This window comes from Pseudomonas putida, from assembly GCF_005080685.1.
Taxonomy (GTDB): domain Bacteria; phylum Pseudomonadota; class Gammaproteobacteria; order Pseudomonadales; family Pseudomonadaceae; genus Aquipseudomonas; species Aquipseudomonas putida_V.
The window spans coordinates 311,852-326,701 of sequence record NZ_CP039371.1 but is presented as its reverse complement, the minus strand read 5'-3'; the positions used below and the strand labels follow the sequence as shown (position 1 = coordinate 326,701).

At 63.8% G+C, this 14,850-nt stretch carries 9 protein-coding genes and 1 pseudogene; 5 read left to right on the top strand and 5 right to left on the bottom strand.

Translation table 11 applies throughout. The features are described from left to right. Nucleotides 1–15 precede the first annotated feature (15 nt). Nucleotides 16–1,328: pseudogene (locus E6B08_RS01535) on the bottom strand (ATP-binding protein). A 16-nt stretch (nt 1,329–1,344) separates the two neighbouring features. Next, on the bottom strand, nt 1,345–2,085 hold the full coding sequence (gene ompR, locus E6B08_RS01530; RefSeq protein WP_136912476.1) for a two-component system response regulator OmpR: 741 nt from the start codon (nt 2,083–2,085) through the stop codon (nt 1,345–1,347). 226 nt (nt 2,086–2,311) lie between these two features. Between ompR and E6B08_RS01525 the strand changes: the two genes are divergently transcribed. From E6B08_RS01525 to E6B08_RS01505, 5 genes are all read left to right on the top strand, one after another. Then, on the top strand, nt 2,312–4,636 hold the full coding sequence (locus E6B08_RS01525) for a Tex family protein (RefSeq protein ID WP_136912475.1): 2,325 nt from the start codon (nt 2,312–2,314) through the stop codon (nt 4,634–4,636). Continuing rightward, complete coding sequence (locus E6B08_RS01520) at nt 4,636–5,019, top strand: PaaI family thioesterase (RefSeq protein ID WP_136917311.1); 384 nt, start codon at nt 4,636–4,638, stop codon at nt 5,017–5,019. Before E6B08_RS01525 ends, E6B08_RS01520 begins: the two co-directional genes overlap by 1 nt. A 139-nt stretch (nt 5,020–5,158) precedes the next feature. Beyond that, nucleotides 5,159–6,751 (top strand): glutamate--cysteine ligase, encoded by a 1,593-nt coding sequence (gene gshA / locus E6B08_RS01515; RefSeq protein WP_136912474.1) that lies wholly within the window; start codon nt 5,159–5,161, stop codon nt 6,749–6,751. Beyond that, a complete protein-coding gene (locus E6B08_RS01510) occupies nt 6,751–7,386 on the top strand; it encodes a TetR/AcrR family transcriptional regulator (RefSeq protein ID WP_136912473.1) in 636 nt (211 codons plus the stop codon). Before gshA ends, E6B08_RS01510 begins: the two co-directional genes overlap by 1 nt. An 86-nt stretch (nt 7,387–7,472) precedes the next feature. Further along, complete coding sequence (locus E6B08_RS01505; RefSeq protein WP_136912472.1) at nt 7,473–12,941, top strand: dermonecrotic toxin domain-containing protein; 5,469 nt, start codon at nt 7,473–7,475, stop codon at nt 12,939–12,941. A gap of 39 nt (nt 12,942–12,980) precedes the next feature. Here E6B08_RS01505 and E6B08_RS01500 read toward each other — a convergent pair whose 3' ends face one another. From E6B08_RS01500 to ssuC, 3 genes are read right to left on the bottom strand one after another with little or no spacing between them, the layout of a single operon-like run. Beyond that, a complete protein-coding gene (locus tag E6B08_RS01500) occupies nt 12,981–13,196 on the bottom strand; it encodes a TOBE domain-containing protein (RefSeq protein ID WP_003255829.1) in 216 nt (71 codons plus the stop codon). A 47-nt stretch (nt 13,197–13,243) separates the two neighbouring features. Then, entirely contained in the window at nt 13,244–14,056 is an 813-nt protein-coding gene (ssuB, locus tag E6B08_RS01495) for an aliphatic sulfonates ABC transporter ATP-binding protein (RefSeq protein WP_136912471.1), read from the bottom strand. Beyond that, nucleotides 14,053–14,850 (bottom strand): aliphatic sulfonate ABC transporter permease SsuC, encoded by a 798-nt coding sequence (gene ssuC, locus E6B08_RS01490; protein WP_136912470.1) that lies wholly within the window; start codon nt 14,848–14,850, stop codon nt 14,053–14,055. Before ssuC ends, ssuB begins: the two co-directional genes overlap by 4 nt.

Below are 14,850 nucleotides of genomic sequence, written 5' to 3'. Positions count from 1 at the left end.
AGGCCCGCACGGATTTCAAACGGCGTTACGCGGCAGCAACAACCCCAACGGCAGCCTGACCCGCGCCTCGATCCCACCGCCGGACCGATTACGCAACTCCACATTACCGCCATGCTGCGCGGCAATCCGCTTGACGATGGCCAGGCCCAGCCCGGTGCCCTTGCCGCCCCGCGCCCGGTCACCACGAATGAACGGGTTGAAGATGGATTCCAGCTCCGACTCGTCGATCCCCGCGCCACGGTCCAGCACGCTGAGCACCACGTAGGGGGCGCTCTCGTCACCCGAGACATAGGCAGCCACCTCGACGCCCTTGCCAGCATGGTGCAGGGCGTTGCCGATCAGGTTGCCAAGCATGCGCTTGAGCGACACCCGGCGCAGCGGGAACGGCGGGATCGGCTCCAGGCACAGGCGCACGCGCTCGTCCGGCTGGTTGTAGGGCGCCACCACCTCGCGCACCAGGTCGGCGAGATCGACCTCCTCCACCGGTTCGTCACGGCCATCGCGAATGAAAGCCAGGAACTGGTCGAGAATCGCGTCCATGTCCTCGATGTCACGCACCATGTCATCGCTGAGTTCGCTGTCGTCGCCCATCAGCGACAGCGAAAGGCGCAGGCGGGTCAAGGGCGTGCGCAGGTCGTGGGAAACCCCAGCCAGCATCAGCTCGCGTTCGCGCCCTGCCTGCTCGACGTCCTCGGCCATCTGGTTGAAGGCCCGGTACACCTCGGTCATCTCGCTCGGGGTATCGCTGATCGGCAGTCGCACGCTGCGTCCCTGCCCCAACTGGCGGGCGGCGAACACCAGGCGCTTGAGGGGCTGGTTGAGCTGGCGCACGAAAATCCAGGCAGAAGCGGTGGACAGCAGGCCGATGGCCAGGAACCAGCCCAACACGTTCCAGATCTTCTGCCCGCGCAGCGGGTGGGGTAAAGCGGCACTTTCAGCCAGCCCGGGCCCAGGCTGGGAGCATTCACCCACAAGGCGGGCGGTGCGTGTATGCGCAGGCGTACCTCGGTGTCCTCACCCAGCTCGGCCTGCATCTGCCGCTGGTAGATCTCGCTATAGGGCCAATGCTGCTCGCCTTCCGGCACGCCGGAGCCGGTTACGCGGATCAGGCCCGCGGCTTCGGCGATCTTGTCGCGGTTTTCTTCATCTGCCGCCCAATAGGCGCGCAGGGTCAGCGCCACGCCGTGGCTGTACTGGCGGTCGACCAGCACGTCCTCGTTCATCAGCAGGTAGACCAGGGTCAGAGCCTTGGAGAACAGGACGACGATCAGCACCAGCCACAGCGTGCGCGCGAAGAAGCTCTGCGGGAACCACAGCGGCGTTTTCATCGATGGCGAGACATGATCATTTACCGGCGTTTCCGTCCGGTACGAACACGTAGCCCACGCCCCATACGGTCTGGATGTAGCGCGGCTTGGACGGGTCCGGTTCGATCATGCGGCGCAGGCGCGAGATCTGCACGTCGATGGAGCGCTCCAAAGCGTCCCACTCACGACCGCGGGCCAGGTTCATCAGTTTGTCGCGGGTCAGCGGCTCACGGGCGTGCATGACCAGGGCCTTGAGCACGGCGAATTCACCGGTGGTGAGCATGTTCACCTCGGCGCCACGCTTGAGCTCGCGGGTAGCCAGCGACAGCTCGTAGTCGCCGAAAGTGACCGTTTCTTCCTCGCTGCCCGGGGCACCCGGCACGCTTGGCGCCTGGCGGCGCAGCACGGCCTTGACGCGGGCCATCAGCTCGTCGGGGTTGAACGGCTTGCCCAGGTAGTCGTCGGCGCCCAGCTCGAGGCCCTTGATGCGGCTCAGCTCGTCGCCCTTGGCGGTAAGCATGATGATCGGGATCTGGTTGTTCGCTTGGCGCAGGCGCCTGCACGCCGTCAGGCCATCTTCGCCGGGGAGCATGAGGTCGAGCACCACCAGGTTGAAGACCTCACGCTGCAATAGGCGATCCATCTGTTCGGTATTGGGCACCGCACGGGCGCGGTAGCCCTTGCTGGTGAAGAAACGCTCCAGCAGGCTGCTCAGCCCTGGATCGTCATCGACGATGAGAATCTTTTCGCCTTCAGCGTTGTTTGCGGTGCCGGTCATGAATAACTCCTCTGATATCGCCGCACATTATGGCGTAGCCATTGCCGTGCGTGCCGTGTGCATTGTTAGCAGATTTTTCCCGAGGCGCCAGTTCCCGGCCTCGGCAACTGGCCTGGCGCCATCACCGCAACCCGGCCTCGATGGGTATAATGCGCCGCTTTCATCCAGCGCCGTCGGGCCCCATGCCCCCTCGCGGCCCCGTATTCACAATTGTCAGGTGGTTTACATGGACAGCATCAACAGCCGTATCGCCGAAGAACTGGGCGTGCGTCCACAACAGGTCGAGGCGGCCGTGGGCCTGTTGGACGAAGGCTCGACCGTGCCCTTCATTGCCCGGTACCGCAAGGAAGTGACCGGCAGCCTGGACGACACCCAACTGCGCCACCTGGAAGAGCGCCTGCGCTACCTGCGCGAACTCGACGAACGTCGTGCCAGCATCCTCTCGAGCATCGAGGAGCAAGGCAAACTGACCCCGGAACTGGCCCGCGAGATCAAGCTGGCCGACACCAAGACCCGCCTCGAAGACCTCTACCTGCCGTACAAGCAAAAACGCCGCACCAAGGGCCAGATCGCCCTGGAAGCCGGCCTTGGCGAGCTGGCCGACAGCCTGTTCGACGACCCCAACCTCACCCCGGAAACCGAAGCCGCACGCTTCGTCGACGCTGAAAAAGGCTTTGCCGACGTCAAGGCAGTGCTCGAGGGCGCCAAGTACATCCTCATGGAGCGCTTTGCCGAAGACGCCGCCCTGCTCGACAAGCTGCGCAACTTCCTCAAGCAGGAAGCGGTGCTCAGCGCCCGCGTGGTGGCTGGCAAGGAGGAAGAAGGCGCCAAGTTCCGCGACTACTTCGCCCATGACGAATTGCTGCGCAGCGCACCGTCGCACCGCGCCCTGGCGATCTTCCGTGGCCGTAACGAAGGCGTGCTGAGCGCCTCGCTGAAGGTCGGCGAGGAGCTGCCCGGCACCCTGCACCCGTGCGAACTGATGATCGGCAACCACGTCGGCATCGAGAACCGCAACCGTCCGGCCGACAAGTGGCTCGGCGAAGTGGTGCGCTGGACCTGGAAAGTGAAGCTCTACACCCACCTGGAAACCGACCTGTTCGGCGAGCTGCGCGACAACGCCGAAGGCGAGGCCATCAACGTCTTCGCCCACAACCTGCACGACCTGCTGCTGGCCGCTCCGGCAGGCCCACGCGCCACCCTGGGCTTCGACCCAGGCCTGCGCACCGGCTGCAAGATCGCCGTGGTCGACGCCACCGGCAAGCTGCTGGACCACACCACGGTCTACCCGCACGCGCCGAAGAACGACTGGGACCGGACCCTTTCGATCATGGCCGCGCTGTGCGCCAAGCACTCGGTGGAGCTGATTGCCATCGGCAACGGCACTGCCAGCCGCGAGAGCGACAAACTGGTGGCGGAGCTGGTTAAAAAGTACCCGGCACTGAAGATCACCAAGATCATGGTTTCCGAAGCCGGTGCGTCGGTGTATTCGGCCTCGGAACTGGCCGCCCGCGAGTTCCCCGACCTGGACGTGTCGATTCGTGGCGCCGTGTCGATCGCCCGTCGCCTGCAGGATCCACTGGCCGAATTGGTGAAGATCGACCCGAAATCGATTGGTGTCGGCCAGTACCAGCACGATGTCTCCCAGGTGAAACTGGCGCGTGGCCTGGACGCCGTGGTCGAGGACTGCGTGAACGCCGTCGGCGTAGACGTCAACACCGCCTCGGTGGCGCTGCTGACGCGCATCTCCGGCCTCAACGCGACCCTGGCCCAGAACATCGTCGCCCACCGCGACGCCAACGGCCCGTTCGCCACCCGTGCGGCGCTGAAAAAGGTCAGCCGCCTGGGCGAGAAAACCTTCGAACAGGCCGCAGGCTTCCTACGCGTGATGAACGGCGACAACCCGCTCGACGCCTCCGCCGTGCACCCCGAGGCCTACCCGCTGGTGCAGCGCATCGCCGCCGACACTGACCGAGACATCCGCTCGCTGATCGGCGACAGCGGTTTCCTCAAGCGCCTCGACCCGAAGAAATTCACCGACGAAACCTTCGGCCTGCCCACCGTCACCGACATTCTCCAGGAGCTGGACAAACCCGGGCGCGACCCACGCCCCGAGTTCAAGACCGCCACCTTCCAGGACGGCGTCGAAGACCTCAAGGACCTGGAGCCGGGCATGATCCTCGAAGGCGTGGTGACGAACGTCACCAACTTCGGTGCCTTCGTCGACATCGGCGTGCACCAGGACGGCCTGGTGCACATCTCGGCGCTGTCGGAGAAGTTCATCAAGGACCCACGTGAAGCGGTCAAGGCCGGTGACGTGGTCAAGGTCAAGGTCATGGAGGTGGACATCCCGCGCAAGCGCGTCGGGCTGTCCATGCGCATGAGCGACACCCCGGGCGAGAAGGTCGACGGTAACCGCGGCGGCGGCCGTGGCAATGGCGGCAACCGCCAGCAGCAGGCCCCGCGCCCACGCGAAACCACCACGGCAGCCCCGGCCAACAACGCCATGGCCGCCCTGTTCGCCAACGCCAAGCAACTGAAGAAGAAATGATGGAAATTCCCAAGGAGTTAGTCCACAGCGCCTACAGCCAGCTTCTCGGCTGCCGCGTGCAACGCCTGGATACCGGCGTTGCCGAGGTCGCCCTGGCTCTGGAGCCGCAGTTGCGCAACCGTGGCCAGAAGCTGCACGGTGGGGCGATCTTCAGCCTGGTGGACATCACCATGGGCCTGGCCTGCTCGGCCAGCCATGGTTTCGACCAGCAAAGCGTCACCGTCGAATGCAAGATCAACTACATGCGTGCCATCAGCGACGGTGAAGTACTGTGCACCGCCCGCGTGCTGCACGCCGGGCGACGTACGCTGGTAGTCGACGCCGACGTAGTCCAAGGCGACAAACTGGTGGCGAAAGCGCAAGGAACCTTTGCAGTTCTATAGCCCACCAAGCGGTATCTGCGGTATTTTTCGGCAGTGCGCTGGCACTGCCGGAACCGCGTAAACCAGGCGACAACGCCAGTTCCTTTCTACCTACCCTTGTAGACCGTTATTTCTACCCCCATATTGGGGCGACTGACGCGTGAAGGAATACATCTTGAGCGACCTCCTCAACCGCCGCCTGAGCCTGCTCGGCGCCAATCTTCCCCTGCTCAAGCAGTGCCTGCACGGTATTGAGCGCGAATGCCTGCGCGTGACCGACGAAGGTCGCCTGGCCCAGACCCCTCATCCAGAGGCATTGGGTTCGGCGCTGACCAACGAGCTGATCACCACCGACTATTCCGAGTCGTTGCTGGAGTTCATCACCCCGGCCCTGCCCGACCCCGCCCAGGTGCTCGAAAGCCTCGAGCAGACCCACCGCTTCGTCTATAGCAAGCTGGGTGACGAATACCTGTGGAGCCCGTCGATGCCCTGCGTGCTGCCGGCCGAGGAGGATATCCCGATCGCCGAGTACGGCACCTCGAACATCGGCAAGCTCAAGCACGTGTACCGCAAGGGCCTGGCCCTGCGCTACGGCCGCACCATGCAATGCATCGCCGGCATCCATTACAACTTCTCGCTGCCCGAAACGCTGTGGCCGCTGCTGCGCACCGCCGAAGGCAGCGACGAAAGCGATCGCGATTTCCAGTCCTCGGCCTATATCGCGCTGATCCGCAACTTCCGCCGCTACAGCTGGCTGCTGATGTACCTGTTCGGCGCCTCGCCGGCCCTGGACAAAGGCTTCCTGCGGGGCCACGCGCACCAGCTCGAAGAGCTCGATCCCGAGACCCTGTTCCTGCCCTATGCCACCAGCCTGCGCATGAGCGACCTGGGCTACCAGAGCAATGCCCAGGCCGGCCTCACGCCCTGCTACAACAACCTGGCCAGCTATACCGACAGCCTGCGTCGGGCCGTGGGCACGCCGTACCCGCCCTACGTCGAGATCGGCACCCATGTCGATGGCGAGTGGGTGCAGCTCAACACCAACATCCTGCAGATCGAGAACGAGTACTACTCGAACATCCGCCCCAAACGCGTCACCTACACCGGTGAACGGCCGATCCAGGCACTGACGTCCCGCGGCGTGCAGTATGTCGAAGTGCGTTGCCTGGACATCAACCCGTTCCTGGCGGTGGGTATCGACCTGCCCCAGGCGCGCTTCCTCGACGCCTTCCTGCTGTTCTGCGCGCTGGAGGAAAGCCCGCAACTGAGCAACGACGAGTGCGGCCAATGCACCGACAACTTCCTGACCGTGGTCAAGGAGGGTCGTCGCCCTGGCCTGGAACTGCACCGCGACGGCCAGCCGGTCGGCCTCAAGCAGTGGGCCAGCGAGCTGATCGCCAGTATCCGCCCGCTGGCCGAGCTGCTCGACCAGGCCCATGGAGGCGACGCGCACGCCAAGGCCCTCGATGGCGAGCAGGCCAAGGTCGACGACGCCTCGCTGACGCCGTCCGCCCAGGTCCTGGCGCGCATGACCGAACATGACGAAAGCTTCGCCAAGTTCTCCCTGCGCCAAAGCCGCATTCATGCCCAGACGTTCCGCGAGAAGCCACTGAGCCAGGATCGCCAACAGGCCTTCGAGACCCTGGCCCGCGACTCGCTCGCCGAGCAGTCGCGCCTGGAGCAACAGGAGGTCGGCGACTTCGACCTGTTCGTCGGCGCCTACCAAGCCAGCATCCTGGCCATCAGCAACTGATGAACCGCGCCGCCACCCCGCGCAGGCCCCGTGCCAGCAGCCAGGCCAGGATCGACGCGATCCTGGCGGCGGCACGCGAGCTGTTGGCCGAGCAAGGCGTGGCGGCGCTGTCCATCTACAGTGTCGCCGAACGGGCGCAGATCCCGCCGTCATCGGTCTATCACTTCTTCGCCAGCGTTCCGGCTCTGCTCGAAGCGCTGACCGCCGATGTACATCGGGCATTTCGCGAAGCGCTGAGCGCTCCGATCGACAGCAGTGCCTTCACGACCTGGCATGAACTGTCTAGGTTGATCGAGCGACGCATGCTGGAGATCTACAACGACGATGCCGCCGCACGCCAGCTGATCCTCGCCCAGCATGGCCTGAGCGAAGTGGTGCAAGCCGACCGCCAGCACGACATGGAGCTTGGCGATCTGATGTACAAGCTGTTCGACCAGCATTTCCGCTTGCCGCACATGCCCGACGATGTGGATGTGTTCGCCCTGGCGATGGAACTGAGCGACCGCGTCTACGCCCGCTCGATGCAGTTGTTCGAACAGATCACGCCACGCATGGCAGAAGAAGGCATGCGCGTGTTCGAAGCCTACCTGGCGCTGTATCTGCCACCCTTCCTGCCCCAGCGCAGCAATGGCTGAGTAGATAGATCTACCACCCCGCATGACCCCACGACCATTTCAATGAGGGCACTCGCGCACGCGCGCCTTCAAAGAGATGATCGTTCATGTCCACCCCCACCATTGCCCTCGCCCCCCTGCCACTCCTCGATGCGGATACAACCGACGGCCACCTGGCCGGAAAGGGCAATCTGCTGGTTGTCGCCCGGCAAACCCAAACCCGGAGCGCCGCGCATCTGCGGACCTTGCTGAGCCAGGCGCCAAGCTTGCGGCAAACCTTACTCACGACCCTGCGCGACCACTTGCAGGTCGATCCATCCAGCTGCGGCCTGCAGCATGATCAAAGCCAGGTGACCCTGCTGACCTTCGCCGCCCGCCTGCTGGTCAGCCCGGTGTCTGCCAACGCTTTTGCCGAGTGGTCCGGCTGGGGCTTCAGCGAGACCCACGCCAACTGGAGCGTCGCACAATGGACCCAGTACCTGACCCCGATCGTGGCTGCGGCCAGGCTGCGCGCGCCCCTGGACTACTGGCAAGGACGCATGCCAGGCACGGCCATCTCCAGGCAACGCCACGCGAGCGACCTGCTGCGTGAACACTTCGACAGCAGCCTGGACATCGCCTACGGTGTCGCCACGCTGCAAACCGATGGTTGGCGGCAAGGCAAACAAACCGTTCTGCCCTGTGCACACCTGGCATGGCGGCAGCCTGACAACCGAGTGCTTGTCAGCACCTCGGCACTGCTGATCGGCCCTCCCCCCGAACGTTCGCGCTGGCTGCTCTACCAGCCGGCGGCCAGGCATCCGGTACTGGAATTCGCCAACCTCGACAGCCTGCGCGACTGGAGCTTCCAGAATCGCTCCAGCCTCTGGTCGGACCCAAAGTCATCGGTTGCCCAAGGCACTCGCGATGACGTGGTGATCACCCCCTTCGATGGCGATGGCTTCGCTGCGCTGGTGGCGCACATCCTTAGCCGAAACGACGCCATGACCGACCATCATCTGCTCAAGGCCAGCCAGCAAGGCGATACCGACCCGCTGGACTGGACCGACTTGCAAGCCTGGGAAGCCCAGCGCAGTGCGGCCGTGAGCGCATCGCTGGATGCCACCCACGAAGTTGCCATCGATGGCGTGATCGCAGCCGATGCTGAACTGGCGCAACAGGAGGTGCACTTCGCGTGCCTGGAACAGCACCTGCCGATCAGCTGGCGAAACCAGCAGGTCGAGTATCAGGAAATGCTCCTCGAGCAGCACCTGAACGGCGACCAGGAACCGACCTCGGACACACTCACGCAACTGCGCGAGCAGCAGGCAGCGCTGGAACAGCTGCAGGATTCCCAGGAGCTGTACTTGCTCGAATTGCCTGACGAGGTCTCCAGCACCGATTGGCAGGCGATCACCGGAGAGCACACAAGGGAAGCACAGATTACCGATGGGCTATGCCAGGCCCTGCTCAAGGAAGCTCGCCTGCGCCACCTGTTAGGCGAGCTGTCCGACGCCCATCTGCAGTGGATCGAACGACTCGTCGACCGGCCTGAACCGAGCCTGCAGCGCCCTGTTCAGGCATGCTCGCTGGAGTTGGTCGCGGGGGATCACACCTGGCAACTTTGCGGCTACATGACCCTGCACGCCATCCCCGATCAGGACGATGAGGATCCGGATCGCTCGGTTCTGTTGTACAGGCCAGGTCAGCGTGGCGGCCTGATGGCATTCGATGACGCGTCGGCGCTCGACGCCCGTCTGTTGGCCACGCTACAAGGTGCATGGCCGGATGCACTGCTCGAATCCGCCTCGCCACACGACGCTGCGCAGTTGTTCGACATACTGGCCAGCGCCTCACAGGTGACGTTCAAGCGCGTGCCTATCGACACCCACTTCATGCTGCACTGCGTACGCTCAATCGTCACCGCACTGCCTGCGCCAGCCAGCCGGCAACAGGCCCGGCAACGCTTGTGCATAGCTGAAAACCGCGCCCGTGCGCTAGCGGTTGCACGCTTTGCGGAAAAGAACCGCACCGAGCACCTGCAGACACGAATGATGTCGTTGCAGCACCTTGAAGCCGAACAGATCACCGAACTGGCGGGCTTGATCCAAACACTCGAAGGTGCGCTACAGGCATCGGGCGATTTGCTCAAACTGAGTTTGCCGGATCGCAAGGCGTATGCCCGGCTGAAATTGCTCAATCACCTGCGCAGTGCGTTCAACCTCGAGCAAGTGCCACGGATCAGCCTCGACATCGCCGACAGCGTCACCTTGCAGAAGACCGTGACCGGGCAATCGGCAGCAGGCGGGGCCGGCTCACGCGATGTGCCGGTGTTCAGCAAGGAACGTAGTGAAGTCGACCTGGAGACTTTCATCTTGTGGGCACTGGACAGTGACCGCAGCCTGCGCCTGAACGATGCCACCATCAAGGTCGAGCCCGCCAACAGCGTACTGCAAGAGGCAGTCACCACCGATTACATCGCCAACCTCATCGAACAACTCGACGTAGCCGGAAACTACGAAAAACGCATCACAGCAACCTACCTGGGGTTCGCCCACGAATCCGCGTGGCAGGCTCAGTGGCGCCAGGAGACCCTCCGCCGGCCTTACGCCTGCCGCTTGCAGCTGCTCGCACAGATCAAGCCGAGCAACCTCGATGCCGACGGCCAACGCCTACTGGAAACCTTCTGCCGAGAGCAGCTCGATCCCGATGCGCGCAGAACCATTGCCCACCATGCCGTGGAGCTCAGGCCCGGCGTAGCTGCAGACGGTTCAAGCGACAGGATCGGCCTGTCCGGCGTTCACATCATCCAAGGCCCGACCGGTCCCTCGCTGTTGTATCTGCCCGAAGCGCCCAGCGGCCAGGTCATCGGCCAATACGCCAACGCCAGCGAAGCCTGCCTGGCCCTGCAAAACATGGCATTGGACGACGCCATGGCCCGCTACCTGGCCAGCCAGGCCCAGGAGGGCAATCCACAGCACCATCTCGGCTACATCAAGACAGCGCTGCAGAAGGGCTTCCATGGCTTTATCGAGATAGGCGTGGCGCGCCCGGAATCCCTACCGACCTACGAGACTCGCCTGGACATGGGGCAGCGTATCCGCGCCCACCGCGCCTCTTCGCGCAGCCAGGCCGACTTGAGCCTGGTGACGCCCGACAACTTCGATCGCTACTTCTTCCTGATGCTCAGGCTGGCGCTGGGCATTACACCTGGCGTGGGGACGGCCTTGGCGCTCTACGACGGTTGGAATGCGGCGACTACTGCGGTCAAGGCCTTCGGCAGTGGCAACACGGAAGAGGGGCTCCAACAGTTGACCAGCGTACTGCAGTCATTGACCGATGCCGTCCTCACACTCGCACCGCTGGCCAGCACCGCGAATGCACCGGCCCTGAGTGCCCGTCAATTGACTCAGCACCGCCAGCGGCTGGACCCGCTTCGCAGCGTGGGCAGTATCCGAAAATCGCCACCCAGCCCATTCGCCGGGTACGAGGTCGAGCTCCCTACCGGCCCGATGCTACGCACCAAGCACCGGCAAGGCGCGCAGGTGTTCGAGCACTTGGACAGCCAACAGCACTACATCACCCGCAATGACGCATGGTATGCGGTGAACTGGGACACCACCTACTCGACCTGGAGGCTCAAGCCCCAGGGCACCCGCACCTATCCCCAGCCCGTGCGTTTGAGCGAACACGGTCGATGGGAAACCCCTGGCAGGTTGAGCGGCCTTCTGGTCGATGACGGCCTGGCGGGCGGTGGTGGGGTATTGACCAGGCTGTACGAGCACGGCGTGGCCTATTGGCGCACGACGCTCGGCCGACAGCCTCGCCCACTGACCGGCATGAGGCTCGCCCATGACATAAACGACGAGCTCAAACGCATCCGCAGCCGCATGGCTGCAAAGGAGTTGGCGTACACAACGGCTAAACGACAGGTTGCTGACCTGGACCAAATGAACGACAGGCAACGAGCAGCAATCGCCAAGGCGCGTCAGGAGCTGAACGAAGAGCTCAATCGCAGTCTGGAGTTCAACACGCTCAGCCTTGCGCGCCTGCGCGAACAACGCTCAACCCTGCTCCCCACGAGATACACCGACTTCACGACGCAGTGCGATATCAACATCAACGAGCTGCACTTACTCGACATGAAGCTGGTCTCCGAGCGTTTCATCATGGCTACGGACCAGGTAACACGCGCCGGGGAAGCGATCCGAGCCCTGCATGGGCAACTAGTGGCCGCCGAGTTGGTGCAGCGCCTGACCGCCGCATCACTACGGGCGAATATTGAAATGGTCGATGCCCTCCAGGAGGTGGAACGTATCTCCATTCGTCACCACACCAGGCTCGGCCAACTACAAGGCGCGATTCGGACTCAGTACACCGAGGGCGTCGCACAGACCAACCTGACCCTCGACGTGACCAACGCACGCCTGGTACGGGCATCGATCCTGTCAACGACTCTGTTCACCTCGCATGCAACCCAACATGCGCAGATGGGAACATTCATGGGGCACTTCCTCGAGCAGGGCAGGACGCTGCGCAGCATGCTATACAGCCAGATCCAACTGCCCTCGGCCGGGCTCAGCGGGGCCCAGAGGCGCCGCTTCTTGCTCAATGCACGGGATCGCTATCGGGTCTTCCTGAGCCACCTCACGGCTTGGGAGGACACCTTCCATGAACTGCTATCTCCGACCGAAACCCGAGCCTTCCGTCGATTGATGCATCAGTTGATCAGCCAGATCGACGACACCCTCAACAACGTTCCCGCACCCCGGCAACGTAACCCGGCTAGTGGCAACCTGAACCGACCACGGTTGTTCGAAACAGTCGAGGGGCCACTGATCGGCACCGAGGTCTTTGAAGGTGGGCAGCCCCGCATGCGCATCAACGAGCCCCATTCCAATCGAGCACATTCCATCTATGCCAGGAACGCCGCCGGCCAATGGCAGCTAACCGGTCAGCAACACGCAGCGCCGACTCAAACGATCGCTGAGCTTGTCGACACGGCCACTGCCCGATTGAATGACCTCGCCAGGCAGCAGGCCAGGTTGCGCCAATACCAGACACCGCAAACCTTGCCAGTTGACCTCGAAGACATTGCACAGGGCCATGCACAGCAGTTGCGATTCATCGCCGCTAGTATCCGTCAGCGGGCAGGCGATGGCATCACCGCCCAGCACACTGCGTTGATCAGCAGGCTGGACACGGCCGCCGAGCAGATGGGGACGTTGGGCCGCCAGCTACGCATTGCCCAGACCAAGGCAACCAGCAAGCCTACCGTCGGCTACCTGGAATATCTGGTTGAACAGGGAGAGGTGGAAGTTGCGTGGTCGCGCACCTTGAAACCAAAGGTGGACCGCAGGAACAAACCGATCGAGTATCTGGAGGAGTACCGCATCGATGATGCAGCGACCCAGCAACCGCTGTGGTATGCCCATTTCCATTTCAGAACGAAGCCGGCACAGGGTTTCAACCGACTCGAAGCAGGTCACCTGAAGTTGCCCAGCGAGCGTGACCTGGGGGCTGGCGCTTGGCGCGGCGCCTTGAACGAAAGGCAGGCCACGAGGCTATTCGGCAACTTGCGCCCGGCCAGCCGTTGACCCATCGCCTGGGCTGCCCTGCAGCCCAGGCCTCGCCACTTACAGCTTGGCGATGGACACTTCGGTCGATTTCACGAAGGCAATCACTTCGCTGCCAACCTGCAGCTCGAGCTCACGCACCGAACGCGTGGTGATCACCGAGGTGACGATACCCGATGCGGTTTGCACGTCGATTTCCGACAGTACCGGGCCTTCGAGGATTTCTTTCACAGTGCCTTTGAACTGGTTGCGGACGTTGATCGCTTTGATGGTCATGGTTTGATTCCTTCTCTATGGCTTCTGGGGTCTATGGCTTCTGGGGTTCAATGCGCCCAACGCAGTTGCGTGGGCAAAGGGGCTACAGGGTCCGGCTCGGGCGGCGTGCCCGGTACCGACAACACACGGTTGAGTACTTCGCTTTCCAGCGCCGCCAGGCGGTGCGAGCCACGCGCCCTCGGCCTTGCCAGGTCGACCGTCAGGTCCAGGCCGACTTCGCCGTCCTCGATGAGGATGACGCGATCAGCCACGGCCACGGCCTCGTTGACGTCATGGGTGACCAACAGCACGGTGAAGCCATGCTGGCGCCACAGCCGTTCGATCAACTGCTGCATTTCGATCCGGGTCAGCGCATCCAGCGCACCCAGCGGTTCGTCCAGCAGCAGCAGACGCGGCTGATGGATCAGTGCCCGGGCCAGGGCCACACGTTGTTTCTGCCCCCCCGACAACGCTGCCGGCCACTCATTGGCACGGTCCGCCAGGCCTACCGCTTCCAGCGCTTCCAGCGCACGTGGGCGCCAATCACCGGAAAGCCCCAGGCCCACGTTGTCGATGACTTTCTTCCAGGGCAGCAGGCGTGCGTCCTGGAACATCAGCCGGGTTTCTTCACGCGCATCGGCCAACGGCGCGGCGCCCGCCAACAGCTCACCGGCGCTGGGTTGATCGAGGCCGGCCAGCAAGCGCAGCAAGGTGCTCTTGCCGCAACCGCTGCGGCCGACGATGGCAACGAACTGGCCGGCCGGAATGTGCAGGTCGATACCACGCAGTACTTCACGCTGGCCGAAGGTCTTGCGCAGGCCCTTGGAGGCCAGCGGGATGCCGCGCAGCAAGCGCGGCGGTTGTTCCTTGAGCACGGTCATGCGCCCTCCTTCTTGGCCACTTGGTAGGCCGGGTGCCAGCGCAGCCATACACGCTCCAGGCCACGGGCGGCGAGGTCGGCGAGCTTGCCGAGCACCGCGTACAGGACGATCGCCAGCACCACCACGTCGGTCTGCAGGAACTCACGGGCATTCATCGCCAGGTAGCCGATGCCGGCATTGGCCGAAATGGTCTCGGCGACGATCAGCGTCAACCACATGAAGCCCAGGGCAAAGCGCACACCGACCAGGATCGAAGGCAGGGCGCCCGGCAGGATCACCTGGCGGAACAGGCCGAAGCCGGACAGGCCATAGCTGCGGGCCATTTCCACCAGCGCCGGGTCGACGTTGCGAATGCCGTGGTAGGTGTTGAGGTAGATCGGGAACAGGGTGCCCAACGCGACCAGGAAGATCTTTGCCGACTCATCGATGCCGAACCACAGGATCACCAGCGGGATCAGCGCCAGGTGCGGCACGTTGCGGATCATCTGCACCGAGCTGTCGAGCAGGCGTTCGCCCCAGTTCGACAGGCCGGTGATGAAGCCCAGCACCAGGCCGATGCTGCCGCCGATGACGAAGCCCAGGCCGGCACGCCAGCCGCTGATCGCCAGGTGGGTCCAGATCTCGCCACTGCGCACCAATTCGACGCCGGCGCTGACCACAGCGCTCGGGGCCGGCAGGATCCGCGTGGACAGCCAACCGGCGCTCACCGCTAGCTGCCAGGCCGCCAGCAGCAGCACCGGCAGCGCCCAGGGCGCCAGGCGCTGGCTCAGGTTGGTAGAGGTTGCACGACTCAT

Excerpts from the sequence above, each read along its gene's own strand:
- ompR (WP_136912476.1), bottom strand. The coding sequence starts at position 2,085 with ATGACCGGCACCGCAAACAACGCTGAAGGCGAAAAGATTCTCATCGTC.
- E6B08_RS01525 (WP_136912475.1), top strand. The coding sequence starts at position 2,312 with ATGGACAGCATCAACAGCCGTATCGCCGAAGAACTGGGCGTGCGTCCA.
- E6B08_RS01520 (WP_136917311.1), top strand. The coding sequence starts at position 4,636 with ATGGAAATTCCCAAGGAGTTAGTCCACAGCGCCTACAGCCAGCTTCTC.
- E6B08_RS01510 (WP_136912473.1), top strand. The coding sequence starts at position 6,751 with ATGAACCGCGCCGCCACCCCGCGCAGGCCCCGTGCCAGCAGCCAGGCC.
- E6B08_RS01505 (WP_136912472.1), top strand. The coding sequence starts at position 7,473 with ATGTCCACCCCCACCATTGCCCTCGCCCCCCTGCCACTCCTCGATGCG.
- E6B08_RS01500 (WP_003255829.1), bottom strand. The coding sequence starts at position 13,196 with ATGACCATCAAAGCGATCAACGTCCGCAACCAGTTCAAAGGCACTGTG.
- ssuB (WP_136912471.1), bottom strand. The coding sequence starts at position 14,056 with ATGACCGTGCTCAAGGAACAACCGCCGCGCTTGCTGCGCGGCATCCCG.
- ssuC (WP_136912470.1), bottom strand. The coding sequence starts at position 14,850 with ATGAGTCGTGCAACCTCTACCAACCTGAGCCAGCGCCTGGCGCCCTGG.